21 protein-coding genes and 1 pseudogene are annotated in these 23,537 nt (G+C 37.2%); 13 read left to right on the forward strand and 9 right to left on the reverse strand.

Annotated elements, in window-relative coordinates:
- Positions 1-111 precede the first annotated feature (111 nt).
- The 5 genes from JKA74_RS18780 to JKA74_RS18800 all read left to right on the forward strand — a co-directional run bounded on the left by JKA74_RS18780 (position 112) and on the right by JKA74_RS18800 (position 5,074).
- Positions 112-291 carry a CPXCG motif-containing cysteine-rich protein gene (locus tag JKA74_RS18780; protein WP_201432787.1) on the forward strand — a complete coding sequence of 60 codons (180 nt, stop codon included), beginning with the start codon at positions 112-114 and terminating at the stop codon, positions 289-291.
- 32 nt (positions 292-323) lie between these two features.
- On the forward strand, positions 324-1,088 hold the full coding sequence (locus JKA74_RS18785; RefSeq protein ID WP_201432788.1) for an SDR family NAD(P)-dependent oxidoreductase: 765 nt from the start codon (positions 324-326) through the stop codon (positions 1,086-1,088).
- Positions 1,078-1,674, forward strand: coding sequence for a DNA-3-methyladenine glycosylase I (locus JKA74_RS18790; protein WP_201432789.1), 597 nt, complete (start codon positions 1,078-1,080; stop codon positions 1,672-1,674). Before JKA74_RS18785 ends, JKA74_RS18790 begins: the two co-directional genes overlap by 11 nt.
- 47 nt (positions 1,675-1,721) lie before the next feature.
- Entirely contained in the window at positions 1,722-3,194 is a 1,473-nt protein-coding gene (locus tag JKA74_RS18795; protein WP_201432790.1) for a potassium/proton antiporter, read from the forward strand.
- 62 nt (positions 3,195-3,256) lie between these two features.
- The gene (locus tag JKA74_RS18800) at positions 3,257-5,074 is read left to right on the forward strand and encodes a MutS-related protein (protein ID WP_201432791.1); all 1,818 of its coding nucleotides are present in this window, start codon (positions 3,257-3,259) and stop codon (positions 5,072-5,074) included.
- A gap of 137 nt (positions 5,075-5,211) precedes the next feature.
- On the opposite strand, the gene JKA74_RS18805 is transcribed toward JKA74_RS18800, so the two are convergent.
- The 3 genes from JKA74_RS18805 to JKA74_RS18815 form a co-directional block, all read right to left on the reverse strand.
- Entirely contained in the window at positions 5,212-5,931 is a 720-nt protein-coding gene (locus JKA74_RS18805; RefSeq protein WP_201432792.1) for a hypothetical protein, read from the reverse strand.
- 270 nt (positions 5,932-6,201) lie between these two features.
- On the reverse strand, positions 6,202-8,370 hold the full coding sequence (locus tag JKA74_RS18810) for a TonB-dependent receptor (protein WP_201432793.1): 2,169 nt from the start codon (positions 8,368-8,370) through the stop codon (positions 6,202-6,204).
- 439 nt (positions 8,371-8,809) lie between these two features.
- Positions 8,810-9,775 (reverse strand): M28 family peptidase, encoded by a 966-nt coding sequence (locus tag JKA74_RS18815; RefSeq protein WP_201432794.1) that lies wholly within the window; start codon positions 9,773-9,775, stop codon positions 8,810-8,812.
- A gap of 140 nt (positions 9,776-9,915) precedes the next feature.
- Here JKA74_RS18815 and JKA74_RS18820 point away from each other — a divergent pair, with 140 nt between their 5' ends.
- Entirely contained in the window at positions 9,916-10,929 is a 1,014-nt protein-coding gene (locus JKA74_RS18820; RefSeq protein ID WP_201432795.1) for a hypothetical protein, read from the forward strand.
- A 35-nt stretch (positions 10,930-10,964) separates the two neighbouring features.
- On the opposite strand, the gene JKA74_RS18825 is transcribed toward JKA74_RS18820, so the two are convergent.
- From JKA74_RS18825 to JKA74_RS18835, 3 genes are all read right to left on the reverse strand, one after another.
- Positions 10,965-11,717 (reverse strand): hypothetical protein, encoded by a 753-nt coding sequence (locus JKA74_RS18825; protein WP_201432796.1) that lies wholly within the window; start codon positions 11,715-11,717, stop codon positions 10,965-10,967.
- A gap of 11 nt (positions 11,718-11,728) precedes the next feature.
- Complete coding sequence (locus tag JKA74_RS18830; protein WP_201432797.1) at positions 11,729-14,740, reverse strand: ATP-binding cassette domain-containing protein; 3,012 nt, start codon at positions 14,738-14,740, stop codon at positions 11,729-11,731.
- 94 nt (positions 14,741-14,834) lie between these two features.
- Positions 14,835-15,716 (reverse strand): hypothetical protein, encoded by an 882-nt coding sequence (locus JKA74_RS18835; protein ID WP_201432798.1) that lies wholly within the window; start codon positions 15,714-15,716, stop codon positions 14,835-14,837.
- A gap of 227 nt (positions 15,717-15,943) precedes the next feature.
- On the opposite strand from JKA74_RS18835, the gene JKA74_RS18840 reads away from it, so the two are divergent.
- The 4 genes and pseudogenes from JKA74_RS18840 to JKA74_RS18855 form a co-directional block, all read left to right on the forward strand.
- Entirely contained in the window at positions 15,944-16,657 is a 714-nt protein-coding gene (locus tag JKA74_RS18840; protein WP_201432799.1) for a pirin family protein, read from the forward strand.
- Between the two features lie 251 nt (positions 16,658-16,908).
- Positions 16,909-17,784: a cation diffusion facilitator family transporter gene (locus JKA74_RS18845; protein ID WP_201432800.1), complete on the forward strand. Its 876-nt coding sequence runs from the start codon at positions 16,909-16,911 to the stop codon at positions 17,782-17,784.
- A 50-nt stretch (positions 17,785-17,834) separates the two neighbouring features.
- On the forward strand, positions 17,835-18,302 hold the full coding sequence (locus tag JKA74_RS18850; protein ID WP_201432801.1) for a regulatory protein RecX: 468 nt from the start codon (positions 17,835-17,837) through the stop codon (positions 18,300-18,302).
- A 304-nt stretch (positions 18,303-18,606) separates the two neighbouring features.
- Positions 18,607-18,921, forward strand: a pseudogene (locus tag JKA74_RS18855) (GxxExxY protein); the annotation flags it as partial.
- Positions 18,922-19,060: 139 nt separating this feature from the next.
- Here JKA74_RS18855 and JKA74_RS18860 read toward each other — a convergent pair.
- Entirely contained in the window at positions 19,061-19,717 is a 657-nt protein-coding gene (locus tag JKA74_RS18860; RefSeq protein ID WP_201432802.1) for a DUF4230 domain-containing protein, read from the reverse strand.
- Between the two features lie 80 nt (positions 19,718-19,797).
- Between JKA74_RS18860 and JKA74_RS18865 the strand changes: the two genes are divergently transcribed.
- The 3 genes from JKA74_RS18865 to JKA74_RS18875 all read left to right on the forward strand — a co-directional run bounded on the left by JKA74_RS18865 (position 19,798) and on the right by JKA74_RS18875 (position 22,926).
- Positions 19,798-20,820: a radical SAM/SPASM domain-containing protein gene (locus tag JKA74_RS18865; RefSeq protein WP_201432803.1), complete on the forward strand. Its 1,023-nt coding sequence runs from the start codon at positions 19,798-19,800 to the stop codon at positions 20,818-20,820.
- 207 nt (positions 20,821-21,027) lie between these two features.
- Positions 21,028-22,233 (forward strand): gliding motility lipoprotein GldJ, encoded by a 1,206-nt coding sequence (gene gldJ, locus JKA74_RS18870; RefSeq protein WP_201432804.1) that lies wholly within the window; start codon positions 21,028-21,030, stop codon positions 22,231-22,233.
- A 66-nt stretch (positions 22,234-22,299) separates the two neighbouring features.
- The gene (locus JKA74_RS18875) at positions 22,300-22,926 is read left to right on the forward strand and encodes a hypothetical protein (protein ID WP_201432805.1); all 627 of its coding nucleotides are present in this window, start codon (positions 22,300-22,302) and stop codon (positions 22,924-22,926) included.
- A 6-nt stretch (positions 22,927-22,932) separates the two neighbouring features.
- Here the strand turns inward: JKA74_RS18875 and JKA74_RS18880 are convergent, their stop codons facing one another.
- Complete coding sequence (locus tag JKA74_RS18880; protein ID WP_201432806.1) at positions 22,933-23,163, reverse strand: hypothetical protein; 231 nt, start codon at positions 23,161-23,163, stop codon at positions 22,933-22,935.
- A 5-nt stretch (positions 23,164-23,168) separates the two neighbouring features.
- A complete protein-coding gene (locus tag JKA74_RS18885) occupies positions 23,169-23,525 on the reverse strand; it encodes a MotA/TolQ/ExbB proton channel family protein (RefSeq protein WP_201432807.1) in 357 nt (118 codons plus the stop codon).
- Between the last annotated feature and the right edge of the window lie 12 nt (positions 23,526-23,537).

Genomic DNA, 23,537 nt, shown 5'->3' on the forward strand with positions numbered 1-23,537 from the left:
TTTGCATAGAAGAGAACTCTAAAATGATTTTAATATTTTTAAATGTGTTCACTATTTCAAAAAAGATGTTAGCCAATACCTGGAAATACTCTTTAACCAAAGCTACAAAATATGATCGAACATTTCTTTACCTGCCCCCATTGTTTCCAGAAAATAAGCATTCTGGTAGATAGTAGCATCCAAAAACAGAAGTATGTAGAAGATTGCGAAGTTTGTTGCAATCCTCTCCTTGTTACGATAGGGCTGGAACAAAATGAAATCATTTATTTTGATGTCTCTCCTGCCCAATGATTTTTGTATATTGTCATTAAAAACCTTAAAGCATGAAAATTGACTTGTCCAACCAACATATTTTAGTCACCGGGGGCACCCGTGGAATAGGAGCCGCCATCAGTAAAGCGCTCGTTAAATGTGGTGCTACAGTAATTGCCCATTACAATGAAAATGAAGAGGCTGCATTAAAACTCAAAAAGGAATTGAACAACTCAATGCACCTCCTCAAGGCTGATTTGTCAGGAGCCATGGAAGTCGCCCGATTATTCAGTGAAACCATTTCTTATTTCAATGGCAGGCTTGATGGTATTGTTAACAATGCAGGAATCGCCATTTCATCAGACATCCATAAAAATGCGGTGGACTGGACAGATGACTGGCTCAAAACTATGGATGTAAATGTGAATGCAGTAGGTTTGCTTTGCAAGCGCAGTATAGTACAATTTCAAAAACAGGAAAACGGTGGCAGGATCGTTAATATCTCCTCCAGGGCAGCTTTCAGGGGAGACACCGCTGAATACCTGGCTTATGCCACTTCTAAAGGAGCAGTTGTTTCCCTCACCAAGTCAATTGCCCGTGCTTTTGGTAAGGATGAAATCAAAGCTTTTGTAGTGGCCCCGGGATTTACCAGAACAGATATGGCCAGGAAATTTATTAATCAATACGGAGAAGATTTTGCCCTCAATGATATTGCCCTTAAAAAGCTAACTGAGCCTGAAGATATTGCCCCTACCATTGCTATTTTACTTTCCGGTTTAATGGATCATGCCACAGGAACTACTATTGATATTAATGCAGGAAGTTATGTCCATTAAAACTGAAAACACTAAAGAACGCTGTCCATGGTGTCTGGGCTTTGAAGATTATATAAAATACCATGATGAAGAGTGGGGCGTGCCTGTCAATAATGACAAAACACATTTTGAGTTCCTGATCCTGGAAGGTGCCCAGGCCGGATTAAGCTGGTCCACTATATTGAAAAAAAGAGAAGGATACCGAAAGGCCTTTGCCAATTTCGACTATAAAAAGGTAGCCCGCTTTACGGAAGATGATATTCAGCAACTAATGCAGGATACCAATATTGTAAGAAATCAATTGAAGATAAGGTCGGCCGTTACCAATGCTCAAAAGTTCATGGAGGTTCAAAAAGGGTTTGGTAGTTTTAATGCTTACATTTGGTCTTTTGTAGGTAATAAACCTATCCAGAATGAATGGGTAAGCATGAAGGAAGTGCCAGCCACTTCTCCTGAATCCGATGCCTTGAGCAAGGACTTGAAAAAAAGAGGATTTAAGTTTGTTGGCAGTACTATCATGTATGCACATATGCAAGCCTGTGGCTTAGTTAATGACCATTTTGTGAATTGTTACAGATATTTGCCCGTAAAGGCACTGTCGAAATAACACACCTATTAATTCCTAATTTTTTCCACCAACTTTTAAGTAGAGTAATGGATTTAACTATTGAGAACATTTTATTAATTGGCTCTCTGCTTTTATTAATTAGTATTATTGCTGGTAAAACTTCTTATAAGTTTGGGGTTCCTACATTAATTCTATTCCTAATAATTGGTATGTTAGCGGGATCTGAAGGCATAGGTAAAATTAATTTTGACGACCCTCAGCTAGCGCAGTTTATAGGTATAGTTGCTTTAAACTTTATCCTCTTTTCCGGTGGTTTAGATACCAACTGGAGCTCCATCAAGCCTATTTTATGGCAGGGAATTACATTATCCACTGTAGGAGTTCTGTTAACGGCCGTCTCTCTGGGAACATTTGTTTGGCTAATTACCGATTTTACAATTTATGAAGGCTTACTCTTGGGAGCCATAGTCTCTTCCACAGATGCTGCAGCTGTTTTCTCCATTTTAAGAGCCAAAAGTTTGGGCCTGAAATCGAATTTAAGGCCTACTCTTGAACTGGAAAGTGGTAGTAACGATCCGATGGCCTACGTATTAACTATTGCATTTTTAGGATTGGTCATCAATCAGGATGCGGGCTGGACATCTATCATTCCTCTTTTTCTGCAGCAAATGATTGTAGGTGGTGTAATAGGTTTGTTACTGGGCAAGCTTAGCAAATTAATTATTAACAGGATTAGCCTTGATTTTGAAGGACTTTATCCTGTTTTGGTCATTGCCTTAATGTTTATCACTTTTTCCCTGGCCGATTTTCTAGGTGGTAACGGTTTTTTAGCGATCTATTTATGTGCTGTTTATTTAGGCAACCAGGAACTCATTCATAAAAAGACCATCATGAAAATGTTCGATGGTTTAGCCTGGCTCATGCAGATAGTGCTATTTCTCACTTTAGGACTGTTGGTTTTTCCATCGGAAATAGTGCCAGTAATGGGCATAGGAATTCTGATTTCGTTATTTTTGATTTTTATCGCTCGCCCTATCAGTGTTTTTTTAGGTTTGATTTTCTTCCGGATGAAAATCAGAAGACGCTTTTATATTTCATGGGTAGGTTTGAGAGGTGCAGTCCCCATCGTGTTTGCCACTTATCCATTGTTAGCAGGAATTGAAAAAGCCAATATGATTTTCAATATAGTTTTTTTCATTTCCGTTACCTCTATTTTAATTCAGGGAACTACGCTTTCTATAATTGCGAAATGGTTACACGTTGCCCTCCCGGATAAGGCTAAACCTAAATCTCCTGTAGACTTATTCTTATCCGACAGAGTAAAAACTGCCATGGCAGAAATTGAAATTAAGGAAAATTCCTATCCGGTTGACAAGAAAATAATTGACCTTCAGTTTCCTAAAACTGCTATTATAGCCATGATTAATCGTGATAATAATTTTATAACACCCAATGGATCTACGGAAATAAAGGCAAATGATACTTTAATTGTATTATCAGATTCCAATGAGGCAATGAATAAAGTTTATGAAAGTTTAGAAATGGACATGCGCATTTGAGTATCTTTGAGAGCAGAGTAGTCAGCATTTGACCTTTAAAAATTAGGAAAACACCGAAATTTATGGAAAATCCGGCCAACGGAATAGCAGAGAAAAAACAATTTTTCTCTGATCAAATCATTTTAGTCAAACAATCGCAGGAAAAATATAAGCAGCTTACTAATCGCTTTGGCTTCTTTAGAGTGATCTATTTTGTCATCACTTTAGTAGTAAGTATTTATTTCATCAATGAAAGAGATGGCAGCGCAACAGCCATGATACTTCTTCCCTTTCCTTTTATTTTTGGCTGGCTGGTCAACCGCCACAGCAAGCATAAACGGCAGCTCAACGTAGCGCTGAATAAAATAAAATATCTTGAGGAAGAATTGAGCCGTTTAGATTTATCCTTAAGCAAGATGGACGGGGGCAATGAGTTTATTGATTATGCTCATCCTTACACGCCTGATTTAGATGTTTTTGGAAGACATTCCCTCTTTGCCCTTATCAACAGAAGTGCGTTAAACTTTGGCCGTAATACATTGGCTCAATGGTTTCTTTCCCCGGCCTCTAAAGCGCTTGTTCATGCAAGACAGGAAGCAGTAGACGTATTAAAAAATGACAATGAATGGAGGCTGGAATGGTTTGCGGAAAGCAGATTAAAAGCTTCAGACGAGCATCCCTCTCAAAACAAACTGTTTGATTGGTTTGAAAATGATGAAAATGCTAAAAGCAATCAGTTTCTAAAAATTATTCCTGTTATAGGCATAGCCCAGTTAATTGGCTTTGGTGTGCTTGCAGCTATGGGTATACTTCCCTGGAGTTTTTTAGGCTTGGGTTTATTCATCAATGTGTTGCTTTTATTGCCGGTGCAAAAAAAGATCATTGAGGTTCAGCGCAGTACTGAAAAAGTCTCGGAAATACTGCAACAGCATAGAAACTTATTCAAAATGGCCGAGGAAAAGCCATTGGAGAATGAATATTTACAAGAGATCAGTAAAGTATTTAAAAACCCTTCCGCCTCTGAAAAAATTAAAACATTGTCCAATTTATTGAGCTGGCTTCATAGCCGGCATGGTATGATGTACTGGATCATCAACCCTTTTATACTCTCAGATTATTGGATTGCCAACAACAGCATTAAATGGAAGGTGAGTTATGGAAAGTACCTCAGAAAATGGTTTGTGGCGATAGGAGAGTGGGAGGCTATTTTAAGTTTGTCGGCTTATTCATTTGCTCATCCGAATTATGTAAAAGCACAAATCATCGATGTCCAATGCACACTTGATGGCAGAGCAATAGGCCATCCTTTACTTCCGCATCAGGATAGGGTAAACAATGATTTTTTAATGGATGGAAAAGGTTCCGTCACCTTAATTACCGGAGCCAATATGAGTGGAAAAAGCACCTTTGAAAGGTCTTTGGGAGTCAATTTAGTTTTAGCGCAAATGGGTGCCGTTTGTTGTGCAGAAAGTATACAATTAAGCCCGTTGCAAATATTCACCAGCATGCGTACGCAAGATAACCTGGAAGAAAACACTTCCTCTTTTTATGCAGAACTGAAAAGGCTAAAGCAGTTAGTGGATCTAACTCAGGAAGCGAGACAAACTTCCATTTTTTACTTGCTGGATGAAATTTTGAAAGGAACCAATTCCGAAGACAGGAATATTGGAGCGGAAAGTTTGATTCGGCAACTGATGAAAACCAATAGCATGGGTTTGATCAGCACGCATGACCTTTCGTTGGCAAAGTTGGAGAAAGAACTTGAAAATTTCCAGAATTACAGCTTTAACAGTGATGTTTCCGGTGATCAAATTCTCTTTGACTATAAGCTAAACGAAGGCCCTTGCCATACATTCAATGCAGTGCCATTGATGAAAAAAATGGGGATTGAAATTGTTTGAAAACACCTCCATTGAGTCAAAGACTTAACTTTATTAAGCAATCCGTAGTTCGCTACGGTAAAACTACGGATAGAAACCTATCCGTAGAGTTCCGAAGGGCTCTACGGATTAGTAAGATAGAATTCTTCAATAAAAAATTACTTGTTTGCGTTTGGAAAAAGTTCTTTATTAGCTTTCTCAAATAATTGATCTATTCTCTTAATCCTTTCTGACCGGATTCTATTTTTGTCGGATCTAAATGATAAGAATATCTTAAACCACGTCACAAACCCAACGGAGAAAGCAATCAATCGAATTTCTCTCTCAAGATCACTTATTGTATTTGCTATCACTTCGGAGATTACATTGCTTTTAAAAAAACTAATAATATCTTCTGTTTCTTCAGAACTTTCTGTGGATTTCTCCAAAAAATTTCCATAATAGCTTTCAATTGAATCTAAAGTTTCAATAATTTCTGTTTTTCCATGAAGTCTATATGCAATCACGGGCTTAATACTTGCTAGTTTTTCAATTGAGGTTGAATATGTTAATTTAATATCCGCCAGCTTTTTAATAACTATGTTGCGTATAAAGTCATTATAAAAGCTTTGGTAGAATTTGAATAAAGACTCCTTAAGTTCTTCTGTTTGGTCTTTAGCAGGATACTTTAGCAGGACTTTTGTACTAATTATATCAATTTCTTCTTCATTATTTAGTTGATTTAAGATGAGATTAACCCCTAGAAGATTATACAAAACTAATTTTTTAATTTTCCGATCATCTTTCCGATTTTGAGTCCAACCGCTAATTTGATTTAGCAGCCAACCTAATACAACACCTATCAATACTACTGAAACTGACCAGTCTATTTTATTCATTATAGTTGTGCAAGTATTTTAATTATTAGATAAGAATAACTGAGAATTTGTATTAATCTCCTTTCTTATGTTTGTGTGGTTTAAGAGATGGAGTATTGCCAGGTGTGTTTTTGTTATCATGTTGGCGTTTATCTGGTTTGCCTGTTGATTTGGCTATTCTTTTAGGTCCTGGTTTAATTCCCATAATCTATGTTGGTGGTGATTTTAGTTTGACAATTGATTAATTAAATTAACATAACTCATTTTCTATCTAAAAACAAATATTACACTTTACAATTTTATTTTTATTCCTCCATTGACCACAAAGCCATCAACAGGCGCATAGATATCCCTAAAGGACGGATCTTCAATTGAGCCGGTATAAATGGTATCAAATCTGGTTTGCCTGGCGTCCAGGAAATTTTCAAAATTCAGGAAAATGGAAAAATTTTCCCAAAGCTTCTCTGTCATTAAACCGAAAATCCAATATTCTTGTCCTATAGCACCATCATTTAACTTTTGTGGGCCAAAATAATAGGCTTCAAGACCAATTTTCACCGACTCCTCCACTTCATACATTAACACATTATTTAACCGGTGCTTAGCTACTAATGGAAACTCTGTAACCTCATCATTATAATGCTCTTTGACATCAGCCAGGGTATAGCCGACAAAAAGTTTAAAGTCACTGTAGGTGATTTTAGCATTCGTTTCAATTCCTTTGGTGTCTATATAACCTTCCGGTTGTTGATATTGATAGTAACCATTTGATAGCGACTCCAATACGATTGGATTATTGATTTGAGTATAAAAAAACAAGGTATTGAGGCTAAATGTTGATTTTTCTGAAAGCTCTGTTCGGTAATTAATATCAAAGTTGGCTCCTGCTGATCTTTCTGCTTCGGTAGCGGAAGCATTCACAGGAAGAACATTCCTAAACTGAAGCCGTTCAGCATCTTCTGTAAATACATTAGGCGTTTTGTACCCCAGGCCTCCACCAAGCCTTGTAGTAATATTCTTATTTATTTTATATAGCGCAGAAATCCGGGGAAGCACAAAGAACCCATACTCATTTTGGTAATCGGTTCTTATACCGGATTCCAACACAAACTGATCGGATATATCCCAGGTATTTTGTGCAAAAGCACCAAAAGTGATAAGCTGGTAATCCACAGCTTCTTCCTGAGCGATATTTTCCTGTTTAAATTCATCAGTCCACAAGTTCAAACCTCCCACCCATTCGGATCTTTCTTTTTTGAGGGTATAAGCAGCCTCACTAAATGAAGACAGCTGTAATCCTGAAAACTGGTAATCCGGGATTTCAATTCTTCTGTCATAGTAGCTAACACTATTTTTTACAGTGATTTTGGCATTTTCCTGTAACTTGTGCTCTAAAATAAATTGAGTACTTAATCTGTCAGTTTCATTTTTCTCATAGTAGAGATTTGTTGCGGCATTGTCTTCAAAATACCGCATATCACCACCTATGCGTTCTTCTACCGTAGCATTAAAGCCAAGGTTAAAGCTGGTTTTATCATTGAGGTATACAAATAGCCTGGGGTTTAAAGTAAAACGTTCAAATTCAGGAATAGCCGTTAAGCCTGTATTGGAGGGGTCATATGCTGATCCCATATTATAAGAAGCAAAAACTGTTGCCCCTAACTTGCCAAATCTTTCCGAGTAGAAAGTGCTTACATCCAAGCCCAATGCCGAAGTTCCATTGATCATAAAGTCGAGGTCTCTTTCCTGGCCAGGTGTTTTGGATACCAGGTTAACCAGTCCTGCAATTGCTCCTCCTCCATAAAGAGTAGAAGATGCGCCCTTGATCACCTCTACCTGCCTTAAGTCAAGTGGTGCTATTTGCAATAAACTTAGGCCTCCGGAGAATCCGGCATATAATGGAAGTCCATCACGAAGAATCTGGGTATATTTCCCATCCAGCCCCTGGATACGAATGCTGGAATTATAAGAGGTTGCAGATGTTTGTTGTGTCTGGATACCTGTGCTTTCATTAAGCATCATCCGAATATCCCCTGGCTTCATATTTCCTTTTTCTTCCAATTCTTCCCCTGAAATAGCTTCAACCCGGGTAGGGCTATCGGCAATGGTCCTGCTGGAGCGTGTTGCTGTAATGATCACCTCCTCCATCTCTTCGTGATCTTCTTCAAGGGAAATATTGATCACTTCATCGGATGCCTGGGGCAAATAGAATGTATCCATTTTAGGTAAATAGCCTACAAAGCGAAATTCAATGATATGATTTCCTTCAGGCAAGTCTTTTATTTCGACAAGCCCGGCCACATCGGCTGTCGCTCCTTTATTAGTACCTTGAATAATGGCTGTGGCACCAATAAGTGGCTCGTTGGTTTTGCTATCTGTTATTTTTGCTTCAAAATTATGCTGGCCTAAAACAGGGGATAGGCACAATAATGTCAGTACTGACAAAATAATATACTTCATTTTTCAATAATTAATTAATGGGAAAAATAGATAAGGTAACTGGTAATTACCAGTCAAAAAATAAAGGGAAGTCCCTCACCAGGTGTTATTAGCCAATTTTTGGCGGTTGCCAAATGTTTTTGAAGCAGTAGTCTGAAAAAGACTGCTGAAATGGAAGGCTCTTTTTGTTATTGATAATAGAAATTTCCTGAAAGGTAAATTCAAGATAGGTAAATGTAAAGCCTGTACAAGTACCACATGTTAAAAAGGGGGAACAGTCCGAACAATTATCTTCTCGTTCTCCAGCCTGTTCTCTTAGCTCCTCTTCCGAATGATGGTTTTCCATGCAATCGGGGAAAGTAGACAAGGCAAGAACAAAAACAGATAATATGAGACAGAAGACTTTCACGACTGCAAATATAAACAAAAGTTAGGAAAGACGCTTTAATGGAATTTCCAACTATTTACCAACGCTTTTCGCTACATTAATATCTCTTAGGTTAGCATCACAATTTTGTACTACATCTTTGATCATCAATATGGTTTCCAGGTAAAAATCAGGGTTGATCTTATCCGCTGTATCAGTAGGTTTATGATAATCGGCATGGTCATCCACTCCAAAGTAGATAAATGGAATACCTGCTTTATGAAAAGGAGCATGGTCCGAAGACTCTACCCAATTGGGCTTTTTCTTTGGTTGATCCCTGCCAAAAAGCACCTTAATGCTTTTATCTTTAGCGGCTTCTTCAACAAATGGCTTTAATTCCGGATGAAAATAAGTGCCCACCGCATATATTTCATTTTTATCTCCCCGACCTACCATGTCCAAATTAATATTGAGCTTGATCATGCTGCTGTCAGCCACAACCGACTGCATAAAATACTTCGCTCCTTGCAAACCCATTTCTTCAGCGTCAAAAAAAGCAAACAACAAACTATTGTCAGGTTGATTGAGTGTAAAGTATCTTGAAAGAGCCAAAAGTGTTGCAGTTCCACTGGCATTGTCATCTGCTCCATTAAATATCTCCGTACTGTCTTTCATCCCCACGTGGTCATAATGAGCAGAAACAACTATGGTTTCTTCGTTGCTAAAACCTTCCACATAGGCAAGTATGTTTACTCCCTTGATGAGTTCCTCTTCTTTCCCTTTGATGGAAAACTCAAACTCCTGAGTATAATTGGGTACATAAGCAGGCACCCCTATGGCTTGCAACTCGTTCAAAATATACTGACGCGCCATCTCACTACCTTTAGTATTTGTCTGTCTTCCCTGCATGGAATCCGCAGACAAAGCATATAAATCCGTCATTACCTTTAGTGAGTCCGGAAAAATAATTTCTTGTTCTTCCTGAGCATTCGAACTAAAGTAAAAGAATGGCAAAATAAATATAAGCAGCAATCTTAATTGATTAAAAGTAGAGGCCATCGGGTTGTTTTTAGGATAAAAGTTATTTTGCTTACAAAGGTTTATAAATTTTGATTATAAATTTATATATAATGTGGATAAGATTAAGACGTTAATAAGAAAAGATTTAATTTCCTGCTTTCATTTTCATTAAAAACAAGATGCGCCTAATACTTATTCTCTATATTTTCTTAACCCTTACCGGAATACAGAACGCTTTCTCACAGGATGCTTTTCCCTTTTTTGAAGAAAGTGATAAAATCCCGAAGGACTTACTGAATGAACGATCTGTCGTTTTCATGAACGTGAAAAATCTGAACTGGGATGAACAAGCCAGAAAAATTCATCAATATTTTGCTGAAACCGGTGTAGATGCAGTCGCCTATTATTCACTTTCGGATATTTTATCAGGCCATGATGCCAGCAACAGCTTTTATAATGACATCACCAGCAGAAGTATAGAAAATATGATCATTGTTCATCAAACAGACAATGCTTATTCATTGTATATTTCTGATATTCCGAAAGGTGGAACATTTTTTACGGAGAGCATGCTTGTTTATGAACTAAAAGCCAAAACACTGGAAGAGCTGGGTAAGTCATTACTGACAAAAACCGAGCAGGCTTCATTAAGCAGAAGCAATTTTCTTATCATAGATGTTCCCGAAACTTTTAAACGCACTCATGTAATTAAATCCAGAAGGCTAGCCGATTATAATGCTGATCTAAGAATTGACAAATTGGCTGTTCCTAAATTTGAAAAAAATGTGATGATGACTGAAGACATTGGTGAGGCCAACGAAACATTGGACTCCTTGATGCAGACACATTACCCTTTTAGGTATGGGCTTGTCAATGCTAATATTTCGGATGAAGAAATGATTGCCCAGGGTTACCTGATGGTGTTGAGAAAGCTGGAAAACAATGGAGAAAGCCTCAAAAGGATGCTTGGTTATAACACTTCAGATGACGAAACGCTCTATATTTCGGTGAGAAAAGGACCCTTATCACAAGTATCCAAATTTACAAAAGGGGATAAAGTTCATAAATATTATATACAGCAACTTTATACGAAAGATATTTATTTGGGAGAAGAATGGGATGCTGATACCACATGGCAGGAAGCACTAATTAACCATACTGAAAACATCAAAAATGCTTTAAAAGATCAATAAGGATTTTGGCCATTTAACTGCGATAACGACAGTCCTTAAAATTCAAAAACAGCAGTATCCAATTCATTACTTAGTTGAATGTTGTCCAACCTTCTTTCGTCACGACCCGCTGCTAACTTTATACCTTCAAAATCTTTATAATCTGACCAAAGGTTACTAAAAGAAGCCGTACTGTCATTTGTATTTTTAAAATAATCCCACTGCATAATAAGGTAGGTCTCAGGGTTGATATATGCCTTGTATTTATTTTTGGGGGTATAGCCCACGCTATCAAATTGTAAAGAAATCACTTCGGCACTTTCTCCTGCAAGTGTTGTGTCTTTTCCTATGTAGTCAAGCCTTACACCCGGGTCTTTCAACTTAAAGGGGAAAATCAACCAATAAGAATCGTTTACCCAAATTTGCTTCCCTCTGTCGATTAGGTTTTTCAATGAATCGGGCTCTTTTATAAGCTTGTTTTTAACCCTCACTTGGCCAGTGTCTTCATTGATATTAATGATGAATTGGCTTTCTGCTCCCGGAAAATCAATACGGACCAGACCAGTATACTTATCCCACACCAGGTCCCTGGCTCCAAGAAAATTCCAGGAAACATAGCGTATTTTATTCCACTTTTCCATTCCCCCGTGTGCTTCAATCACTTTATCCGCCAATACTATTGCCTGAGAATCTGAATTGCCCGGTTCAAACACAGCATTGTCCTGAATAACTGTCTGTTCTTTTTGTTTTTGCTCCTGACAAGAAATCAGGAAGAATGAAACCATCAGAATTGGTAAAATCGCTTTCATTTAGGTGCTTTTTATCTTTGTCTAAAGTTCACAATTTTTCTCAACAGATCATAATATAGGGTAACATATAAAAGGAGGCTCATTAACCAGATAATGGTCAGATTAAAAGCCAGGGTATCAAAATAATAGCCAACAAAGTATTTTTTTCCTGAGTAGAATTGGGTTCTGAAATCGAATAGATGATTGGGTTGAGGATCCATATAAATGGGGAAAATCTTTTGAATCAATTGCCCATTATACTCCATTATTCTATCCGGGTCATTAGTGTTTTTTACCAGGGTAGCAACAGAGTGATTGTAATAATTAGCCCGTAAATATTCGAACCTCTCCTTTTTCTCGGGAGTAGAAGTTAAAATGTAAATAGCCTTTTCTTTTCTGGAGCTTGCCTCATTATAAACATTATTATAAAACCTTTTAAGAGCTGTGAGAAATGATTTTGTTTTCTCTGCGGTGTCCATATTAAAATCTTTTTCGTTCAGCTGTTTGAAGGCCTCGAATTGTTTTTTCCCAACCAGTTCCAGTTCCAGGGCAATTTCATTCCTGAGTAAACTTATTGCCTCCCTAAATTCTTTAGTTTCCCTATTGTCAAGCTGGTTGATTAACAGCTCCAATTTGGATTCCAGTTTTGGAATATAGTATACGGTTTTATATTCTGACTGTGCCATTTGCTTATCCAGGGTATAAAATGCCTGATTAAAGTCGTTGTACCTATATTGTGCAACCATAGAGGCTTCAAAAGCCCAGCGCGAGGCCATTATTTCACCCACAAATGGCACCTTGTCCGGAGTAGTAATCTGTTGATTAAGATTGTCGAATTTCACCACCACACCACTCAAAATCAATTGAGGAATCAGTAAAATAGGAATTAAAATATAAATGGTAATTGCTGAATTAAATGCAGAGGAAATATTTAACCCCAACAAATTGGCAAAACAGGCGGTACTGAATAAAATAGCCCAATAAATAAAACTCATGCCGTCAATTTCAAGAATTACGTCTCCAATAATCACATAGGTAAATGTTTGAATGGCCGAAAACATAAACAAAATTCCAATTTTGGACACTAAATAGCTACTGCGGCTCAAGTGAAGAAAGGACTCTCTTTTGAGTATCTTTCTATCTTTAATAATTTCCTCTGCACTGACTGTGAGCCCCATAAACAAGGCCACAATAATACTCATGAAAAAGAAGGCCGGAATGTTAAGGTTATCCACAAAAAGATACTCGTTTTTTCCATTGTCAGGGTAATACCGGATAATATAAGCTAAAAGAAGGGCTAAAATAGGCGCTTCCAGTAGGTTAATTAATAGGTATTGTCTGTTGGATAGTTTGGATTTCAAATCCCTTCTGAAAAATAGCTTGATCTGCTGAGCCCAACCGGGAATACGCAATTCAGGTTTCGGCAAATCATCTGTTTGATCTACTGTGGGCACCTTAATGTTTTCATTGAATAATCTATACCACTTTTGTGGGGAAATTTTCCGTTTTTCTGTGGCTTTCCCATATTCATTCACCACTTTGGTTTCAATAATATTGAATATTTGTTCCGGGTTAACATTTCCGCATTCCAGGCATGAACCTTTGTTTTTATCAATGGTGTTGACCTGGTTTTTAAAATAAGTAATTGCTTCCACCGGGTTTCCGTAGTAAATCTGGTACCCTCCCACATCCAATATTATCAATTTGTCAAACATTCGGAATATATCAGAAGAAGGTTGGTGGATCACCACAAACACCATTTTTCCTTTAAGACTAAGCTCCTTTAGTAAGTCCATGATGTTTTCCGAATCGCGGGAAGAAAGCCCGGAAGTGGGTTCATCAACAAATAAAACGGCAGGTTCACGCAACAACTCTAGCCCTATATTCAATCTTTTCCTCTGTCCTCCGCTAATGGTTTTTTCTAAAGGGGATCCTACTTTAAGGTTTTTGGTTTCACTCAAGCCAAGTGAAGTCAAAGTGGTTGTCACTAATTCTTCTATTTCATGGTCTGTACGGTCACTAAAGCATAATTTGGCCGCAAAATAAAGATTTTGATGGACAGTTAATTCTTCTATCAGGAGATCATCCTGTGGCACGTAACCAATAATTCCTTTTATTGCTTCAGGGTTTCTGTGCAGATCAATCCCGTTAATCAAAACCTTTCCCTCGGTAGGAGAGTCATTCCCATTAAGTACATTTAGTAAAGTGGATTTTCCTGATCCCGAGGCACCCATCAATCCTATTAACCTGCCTGTGTCCTCCGCAATATTTAATTTTTGTAAGCCGGTATGACCGTTAGGAAAAGTGAAGCTAATATCTTTAGCCACAAAGGAAATATTGGGAGTGTCTGCATCGGTTTTGAACTTGCTAACCACATCACTGTAAAACACAGTTTGGGATTTATCTCCTTTGATAGTGCTTCCCGGAGGAAAAAGTGTAATCAAGCTATTTCGGAGAGGATGGCCATTTATATTTAGCTGGGCATTTCCAATATATTTAATAAAATACATTTCACTATCGGGCAACTTTAGCACTGCTATAAAGCCACTCAGATTCGCTTCAAAAAGAAAATTGGTTGATGCTGTGATGTGTTCCGAATTATCGGAGATTATTAAGCAATTATGGGTTGAAAACTCATTGGAAAATTTTCCAACAGCAAATTTTTTAATCTCTTCAATATTCTCCTGAGGAATTTTTATTTGATCACTTACATAGTTTAAAATTTCAGCCTCCTCTTCAGATATTGTACCATCTGCCAGTATAAGTTCAATTAATTGTAAAGACAGGATGATTTTCTGGGCAGTGGTAAATTCCTGATTAATATTCTTACATATCCGATTGATGCTCTCTTTTATCGTTTGTTCCTCGGTGCTGCTGTTATTAGCAAACTCATCAAAAATAAGTAAATGCCGATTGGCAGATTCCTCATTTAGGTGTTCTTCCAAAAAGCGTTTAATGTTCTGTCTCTCGTCTTCTGTAACAGTATCTTTTTTAGCGATAATGGCAAATAATTCCAGTAAGGCATTTAGCAAATTTTCACTCATGGTCTGTTGATGAGGGCGTTAACTATTTTAGAAAAAAAAGGAACTCCCGAAGCCTAACAGCCAAGGAGCTCCCCTTTAATGAATTGAAGTGGTTTTATGAAGTCAGTAAATCGCGTGTTCTTCCTGCTTGATTAGTGATGTTGTCAAGGGCTTCATCTTTCAACAATTGATCTCCTTTACCTTGATCCATTAATTCTTTTACGTTCAGTTTTTTATACTGGCCTTTCAATAATTCAAGTTCCACCAGTAGTTTCTGAACCATATCATCTTTTTCAACGCTTTTAAGTAATTCTATCAAATCCTTTAAAGGCTCTTCCTGATCAATAATGACTTTCACTAATGGAATAAGTATCAGATTCCTGGTATCTTCCGGTAAAATATCGCTTGGATAATTTTCAATTAAAGCAGTCGCAATATAAAGCCCTTCAATAAATGACCCTGCCAAAAGTAATGCTGCTACCTTTGGTCTATCCGTAGCCTTCAAATGTCGCTCAGCATTAGCAACCGCCATATTCACGATGGCAGCCATTGAATCAGTGTTGGACAAATTCTTTTCAAATCTCTCAACAGTTTGGGGATCAAATGAACTGGAAAGAGACAGTTGATCTGCTAATGGCCTAATGGCTGCAATATAATTTAGCGCTTCCTGAGATTTTTCGTAAGCACTCAAATAAGTAACATCTGTGGCATAAATGCCTAAATTAAGTGCCGCCTTTGTGTTGTTACCTGTATAACTACTTACCTGAGAAAGGTCATGTGTCAAACTCTTATTAAACTCTACCCCGGTCTGCATAAGTAAAAATGGAATTTCTGATGGAGCAGGGAGTTCATTCACTACTTTTTTAATTTGCTCCTCCGTTTCTTTTTGAGCTTTCTCAAAAGCTTCTGATGCCGTTTTCTCTTCTTTCTTTTCCGGGTTACATGCGTTGACTATCAACATGATAGCCAGCATTCCTAATTTAAAATTCAATTTCATAAGTATGATTTGTTTTATAAGACAATAAAAGTATAAATTTATTTTAATCTATATTGCTATTTTACAAAAAATTCCGAGTTTATTATCAGTTTTTTATATTTTTTGAACTAAACCATATATGTTTATGCACTCTGTTTAAATACATATTTTTTTCTCCCAAAAAAACGAACACAAAAGTAAGCGCTTTCCGTTATTGTATGTAGATACATTTAAGTTTTGGTTTAAAAATGAAAAAAACAATTTACAAAGCAGATACAAGGGGCCATGCCAATCACGGATGGTTAGAATCCTATCATACTTTTAGCTTTGCCTCTTATTACGATCAGGAAAGAGTTCATTTTGGAGCTTTACGTGTTTTAAACGATGATAAAGTGGATGCAGGAATGGGTTTTGGAAAGCACCCTCACGATAATATGGAAATTATTTCAATCCCATTATTTGGGGATCTGGCCCATCAAGACAGCATGGGCAATAATTCTGTCATAAAGGAAAATGATGTTCAGGTGATGTCAGCGGGTACAGGAATTGTTCATTCTGAATTTAATCCTAACAAAGACAAAAAAACAGCGTTTTTACAAATTTGGTTATTCCCTAATAAACAAAATGTAGAGCCCAGATATGGCCAGAAAAGCTTTAGTTCCCTGGAAAGAAAAAACAATTTTCAAATGATCGTTTCTCCTAACCCTGAAGAACTGAATACCTGGATTCATCAGGATGCCTGGTTTTATCTTGCCGATTTGGACAAAGGTTTTTCTAAGGAGTATACTCTCCAAAAGGAGGGGAATGGGCTTTTTCTGTTTCTATTAAGTGGGAGTCTGGAAGTTGCCGGAGAAAAACTTAATACAAGAGATGCTATTGGCTTGACGGAACTGGAAAGCATAGAGGTTAAAGCTAATGAAGCATCAAAGCTCCTTTTAATGGAAGTGCCAATGGAATGGTAGGCCCCAGGAGGTAGCTATTCGGCTTGGCCCAAAACAATAGTTTCGAATCCTTTCATTGTTCAATTATCGAGAGGATAATTGCGTCTTTGGGTTATATAGCTACTTCCTGGCCATGAAAAAACGCGTTTTCACCTCCCTTTTTCTCCCTCTCTTCTGGACTCTTTGCTATCAGGAGAGCCTATTTAGTAAAGGTTTTGAAAGAGCACTAATTCCATTAGTGCAATCCAAAGCAATTTTCTAATTTTACTTCTATGAATAGGGAAAGTCGTTTGCGCTGGGTCATTGGACTCAACATTGTTATTACTATCTCCCAAATTATCGGTGGTATTTTTGCTAATAGTCTGGCACTGATTTCTGATGCCATGCACAATTTTAGTGATGTGGCTGCTTTGATCATTAGCTTAGTTGCTATAATATTGGCCAAGAGAAAAGCCACTTACAGTAAATCGTTTGGCTATAAGCGGGCAGAAGTGTTGGCTGCCTTTGTTAATTCTGCTGTGATTATAGCCGTGGCAGTTTATATTATCATTGAAAGTTCACAAAGACTTACAGAAAATTCCAGCCTGCAAATAAACACGGATATCATTATCTGGCTGGCCTTTGTGGCCATTATTGGCAATGGATTAAGCGTGGTGATTTTAGCTTCTCAAATCAAGGACAGCATGAACATGAAGTCGGCTTTCATGCATTTACTGTCTGACACCTTGTTTTCTGTGGCTGTTCTGGGGGGAGGCTTAGCCATGAAATACTATAGTATAACTTGGGTGGATGGTATTTTATCAATCATAATCGGCCTATATCTTATTTTCAGTAGTTGGAAGTTACTAATGGACAGTATGCATGTGTTATTACAATTTGTGCCTAAAGGAATCAATATTCCGAAAATTGTAGATGAAGTAGAAAAAATATCGGAGATAAAAAATATCCATCATGTACATGTATGGCAACTTGACGAACATACAATCCATTTTGAAGCGCATGTTGATTTAAAGGATGATCTTCAGGTCAGCAACACCCATGAAATCCAGCAAAAAATAGAAATTCTGTTGCAAAGCCATTTTTCTATTGGCCACATTACATTACAGTTTGAACATGGACTGGATGAACCAAAAACACTGATTCAATAAATTCGATTTTAAATGCATTCCTCTAATCTTGAGGACAATACATTAATTATATGTCTGCTAAGAAAGTATATACAATCAAAGAAGGTAAAACGAAAGCCATGAAATTCTGTGCTTACCAGGAAAGGACTCAGCAACAGGTTCGTGATAAACTGTATGATTGGGGGCTTTATGGAGATGAAGTGGAAGAGGTGATTGGCTATTTGATTACTGAGAATTTCCTGAACGAAGAACGTTTTGCCAAAACTTATGCTTCAGGTCACTTCAGAATGAAAAAATGGGGGAGAATCAAAATCAAGCAAGGGTTGGAACAAAAGAAACTCTCTACCTACTGTATAAAGAAAGGATTGGAAGAAATTGATTCAGTTGAATATCAGGAAACATTGAATGAACTGTTATCAAAAAAATATCAATCTATACGGGATAGCAATCTATATATTAGAAAGCAAAAAGCTGTAAAATACTTATTGCAAAAAGGCTATGAGGCGGATTTGGTTTGGGCGGCTACGGAGGAATTATGAAGCCAGTCTTTCTCCTTTTCTCCCACTAAGAAACTAAGGATTTTTTTCTTTGTGGCCTTTGAGGCTTCCCGTTTAGCCCGGGACATGTTGTGGGAAACTTGAAATGTTTAATTAAATGCTGGAGCTATAAATGCCTCTTATCTCCTAATACTTGTCCCAGATACGGAAGACCCGAAGATCACCAAGTTTTTAATCTTTATTTAAATTTATTTGGTCATTAGCAAATATCAACCACATGGCTGAAAATGAATTAGCTAAGATAGCTGTTAATATTGCTTTTAAAATACACTAAACTTTAGGACCTGGATTATTAGAAACCGTATATGAAGCCGCTTTTGTTCTAGAACTTCGGAAATTAAACATCCCATTTAAACAGCAGCAAGGAATTCCTGCTATTTACGAAGGATACGATTTGGGTGTAGGATTTAGAACTGACATAATTCTCGATAATAAGTTAATTGTTGAACTCAAATCAGTGGAAAGAATTGAGAAAGTCCATCACAAAATAGTTTTAACCTATTTGAGACTCACTGGAATTAAGCTTGCACTGTTGATAAATTTTAATGTAAACTTAATAAAGGACGGAATTCATCGAAAAATACAGGGACAATTATACTGATTTCATTCTGGTGTAAGAGGGTTTTGTGGGAAACCTGATATGTTGAAGCAATAGCTGCCTTCCTATATCCCACTAAGACACGAAGCCCACCAAGGTTTTTCTTCATGTTCTTTGAGGCTTTGTGGGAAAATTCATATGCTCAATCAGGAAATATCATTGTAGCATCCGGCCTCTGTTTAAATTTTAACACAATTACCTTGTTTGTTATATTTGATAAAAAGGGTCTCAAAATAGTACTTCCTAATTTTTCAGCATCTTCCATAATACCTGACTTTAAGGCTGCTTCTTTAATTTGAATTTCAGCTTTGGCATACATTTCTTGTATAAATTCCGCAGCTTTATTCTCATCATCAAAATACTTATAGATGCTGTTTGTAGCCTTTAAATCATATATTTTGCTGTTTTGCAAATCAATTTTAAAATAGCACAATTCTGGATTCGGTAACTCTATATAAATAGTATCATTTTCAAAACGAATGTCTTGTTTTTCTATTTTGCCCAAATCAATACAAGCAACCGCCTCCCCACTTGCTATTAATATAGCTGTCATATCAGGGCCAGAAGGAATATATTTAATCCATTTTTTAGCCACTTTCTTCTCTTCAACCACCTCCTTAAATCGATATTTTACCAACTCAAGTTTACCCAGCGCTTCTATTTCCTGTAAAATAGTAGTGTTTTCAACTGTGAGTCGTTCAGGAGTAGTAAAATCAGACATACGCCTGAACCATAAAAAAACCAACAAAAGCAAGGCTATTGCCCAGGGAATAAATTTAAAAATCAGCTTAAAGTTCATGGGTATTAATTAAGTTCGTATTCTGAAGAAGCAAATAATAAAATTAAAGATACAAAATTCCTTTTTGAAAGGAGGTTTATATGAATTGGAAGGATAACCTAAACATTTTAAGCAAGCTAAATGCTTTTAAGCTCCGTAATGCCTTTTGGCTATGGTACAGTTATCATGTTTCCAAAAACAGCCAGAAAGCCTGGATGAAAGGCATGCCTATGTCTGTATCAATTGAGCCGACTACTTCCTGTAACCTGCGTTGCCCGGAATGCCCCAGTGGATTGCGCTCCTTTAGCCGTCCGATAGGAATGCTTGTTCCGGAGACTTTTACAGAGATGTTGGTTCAATTACAGGAAAGTTTGATTTATATGTTATTCTACTTTCAGGGGGAGCCCTATTTGAACAGACAGTTTCTGGATTTGGTGAAAATTGCTCACGAGCATAATATATATACTGCCACTTCAACCAATGCACATTATTTAGATGATGCAACCGCCAAAAAAACAGTGGAAAGCGGGCTTGACCGATTGATCATTTCTATTGATGGCACTTCGCAATCCACTTATGAACAATACCGGATAGGCGGCAAACTGGAAAAGGTAATTGAAGGCACAGAAAATATAATTCGTTGGAAGAAAAAACTTAACTCTTCCACTCCACACGTAATATTTCAATTTTTGGTAGTTAAACCTAATGAAGGTGATATCCCGGAAATCTACCAATTGGCAAAAAGGCTAGGCGTAGATGAAGTAAAACTAAAAACAGCCCAAATCTACGACTATGAGAATGGTTCACCATTAATACCTGACAACCCCAAATACAGCCGATATAGAAGGCTGGCAAACGGCTTGTACAGAATCAAAAACAAAATGCTCAACCAATGTTGGAAAATGTGGCATAGCTGCGTAATTACCTGGGATGGGAGGGTAGTGCCCTGTTGTTTCGACAAAGATGCACAGCATCAGTTGGGAAAATTAAAAGAAAGTAAGTTTGCTGATATTTGGCAGGGGAAAGCCTATAATAAATTTCGCTCTAAATTATTAAAATCAAGAGAAGAAATTGATATTTGCACTAACTGTACGGAAGGCACCAAAATATGGACGGAAGAATGATTACAATAAACCCAAACCCATAGTCGTTTTTCTGCAACTAAATTAAAATTCTTACATCTTAATCGAATTTGTATTAAAATACTTTAAAATTTGATTTTAATAGTTGATTTTAGTGCTTGGTAAAGTTATCTTTACCAGGAATTTTATATATTGCGTTGATATATAAGTGATTAAACAGTGTTTATTAAACGAATACAATAACAGGATATGAAAAAGTTTGTGTTTAGATTTCAAAATGCCTGTCTGGTTGCCATGGTATCTTTCCTATTTGCATGTGGGGGAGGTAAGCCTACAGCAAACAGTCCGGGAGTACTGAGTACCGCAACAGGGCTTGAGTACAATAGTGATGAAGGTTTCCAGGTAGCAGAATTCAGAGGACAACCGGACGGACCAAATTTGGTTTACATCGAAGGTGGTAGAACAGTATTAGGTTCATTCGAAGAAGATATTTTACACACCAGAGATAATATTGAAAGAACAGTTACTGTTTCTTCTTTTTATATGGATGAAACTGAAGTGGCCAACATTCACTGGCTAGAGTTTCTTCATTATATTAAATTAGACTCTTCAAGAGATTATTATCAAGCAGCATTGCCTGACACCACTGTATGGGCGAAAAACCTGGCTTATAATGATCCTTATGTTGATCATTATTTAAGATACCCTGGCTTTAGATACCACCCGGTTGTAGGTGTTTCATGGCTACAGGCCAACGAATATGCCAAATGGAGAACTATTACTGTAAACCTTAAATTAGCAGAAGAATCAGGAATTGAAGTCCCTGCAGAAACTGGTGGCCGAATTCCTTTGGAAACCGGTGTGGTTTTACCTGATTACAGATTACCAACTGAAGCAGAATGGGAATATGCCGCTACGGCCTTGATTGGTACTCAGTGGGTAGATGAAGTACAACTTTACAAAAGAATTTATCCATGGGATGGACACTCTTTAAGAAACCCATATGGAAAAGAAATGGGTTATTTCTTAGCTAACTTTAAAAGAGGTCGTGGGGATTACGGTGGTATTGCCGGTAAGTTAAATGATGGCGCTTTCGTGACAGATTATATTTATAACTATCCTCCTAATGATTACGGCTTGTATAATATGGCCGGAAACGTGAACGAGTGGGTTTGGGATTTATACCGTCCACTTTCATTCCAGGATTTTGAAGACCTAAACCCTGTTCGTAGAGATGGAACTTTAGATCCGGCAGGAAATTATGACAATGGTGCAAATGATCCGAATGTTGTTAACTCACTTATTTCTGATGAGATTCGTGTTTACAAAGGTGGTTCATGGGCAGATGTAGCTTATTGGTTATCTCCAGGTACCAGAAGATTTATTGAGCAAGATTCATCCACATCAACAATCGGGTTCCGTTGCGCTATGATCCGAGCTGGTGGAAATAAATAAAAAATTAACGTTTATATTAAACACTAAAGCCCTGAGTTTTCAGGGCTTTTTTTATTTCCATTTCCTATGAAGTTTCTCTTGATTGTGTTCTCTCTGATGCTCTCCTACAAGGGGCATGCTCAACTGAAGTTGTCCGACACTACTCAATTTAGTCTAATCTATAATGATGGCCTTACTAAAGATGTAGATCAACATACATACGATTTTTTTGAAGATTACTTCATTAGGCAAACTGTAGGAGAGCTTACAGAACGCCTATTTGGTGAAGAAGTAATTCAAATTGGAGACATCAGTGAGAAAACTCTCTATAATTACTATGTAACCTCTGAAAAGTTAGAGATTATTTATCCTGAAATTTTAGGGTTTGCGCGGGAAGTAATACAAAGAAATGATACCGTCATACAGAATAATGAACTGATACATTTTACGGTATTCGAAAGTAGGAGACCCTTCTCAAGTACTACTGAGCTTTATTATCTCAAAAATATTATGATACCTCTAAACTTTCAGGATATTGCAGAGATTTATAGGGGGAAAAATTCAATTTTCCGGCCTGACAACTACCACATAGTTTATAAAGTAACGGCTGTCAGCAATGATGGCCGAAAACTCTCTGATATTGAATTAATAGAAATATCAGGATCAGAGTTTGACAAAGATAAAATTCGAAAACTTCTGTCTGCTAAGAAATAGTTTAGCTTATCCTCCGCAGCCCATAGATTTTTTGAAATCCCGGCCATCAGGAAAAATGCCACGTCTTTCTTCATCATCTCCGGCTTCTTCCTCCTTCTTTTGCTGCTCTTTCCTTTTCCTTTCGATCTCCTTTTGTTTTTTGGATAATTTTTTACTTTCCTCTTCACTCATGTTACTTGTAACGAGAATTACCAAAAAAAGGGTTTGAACAAAGCCCAAACCCTTACTAATTTTCACTAAATCTATTCAGAAAAATTGACAAATATTTTGAACAAACGTCCAATTAAGAAAATGATCAACCCATACATGGTTGTATAGGAAGAAACCGCCAATCCCCCTGCCAAAATATCCTGTGGGACACTTCCCATTTCTTCAATAGCCTGGAAAGCACTAAACAAGCCAATAGCCTGTCCCAATATCCCCCAAACTAATGCGAAAAGTGAAATGTCTATACATCTTCTTATCCACCTCTCTTTTTCTACAGGCTCTTTTCTTTTAAGAATGGCCATTACTCCCATCCATATAGTAACAATCAATAAAATAAGCAAAACAGACATAAACTCTATTCCACCTTCAATATGAATTTCAATAAGTTTCATAAGTGCTATTTG

Origin of the sequence: Marivirga aurantiaca (assembly GCF_016679925.1) — a bacterium.
Classification (GTDB): Bacteria; Bacteroidota; Bacteroidia; order Cytophagales; family Cyclobacteriaceae; genus Marivirga; species Marivirga aurantiaca.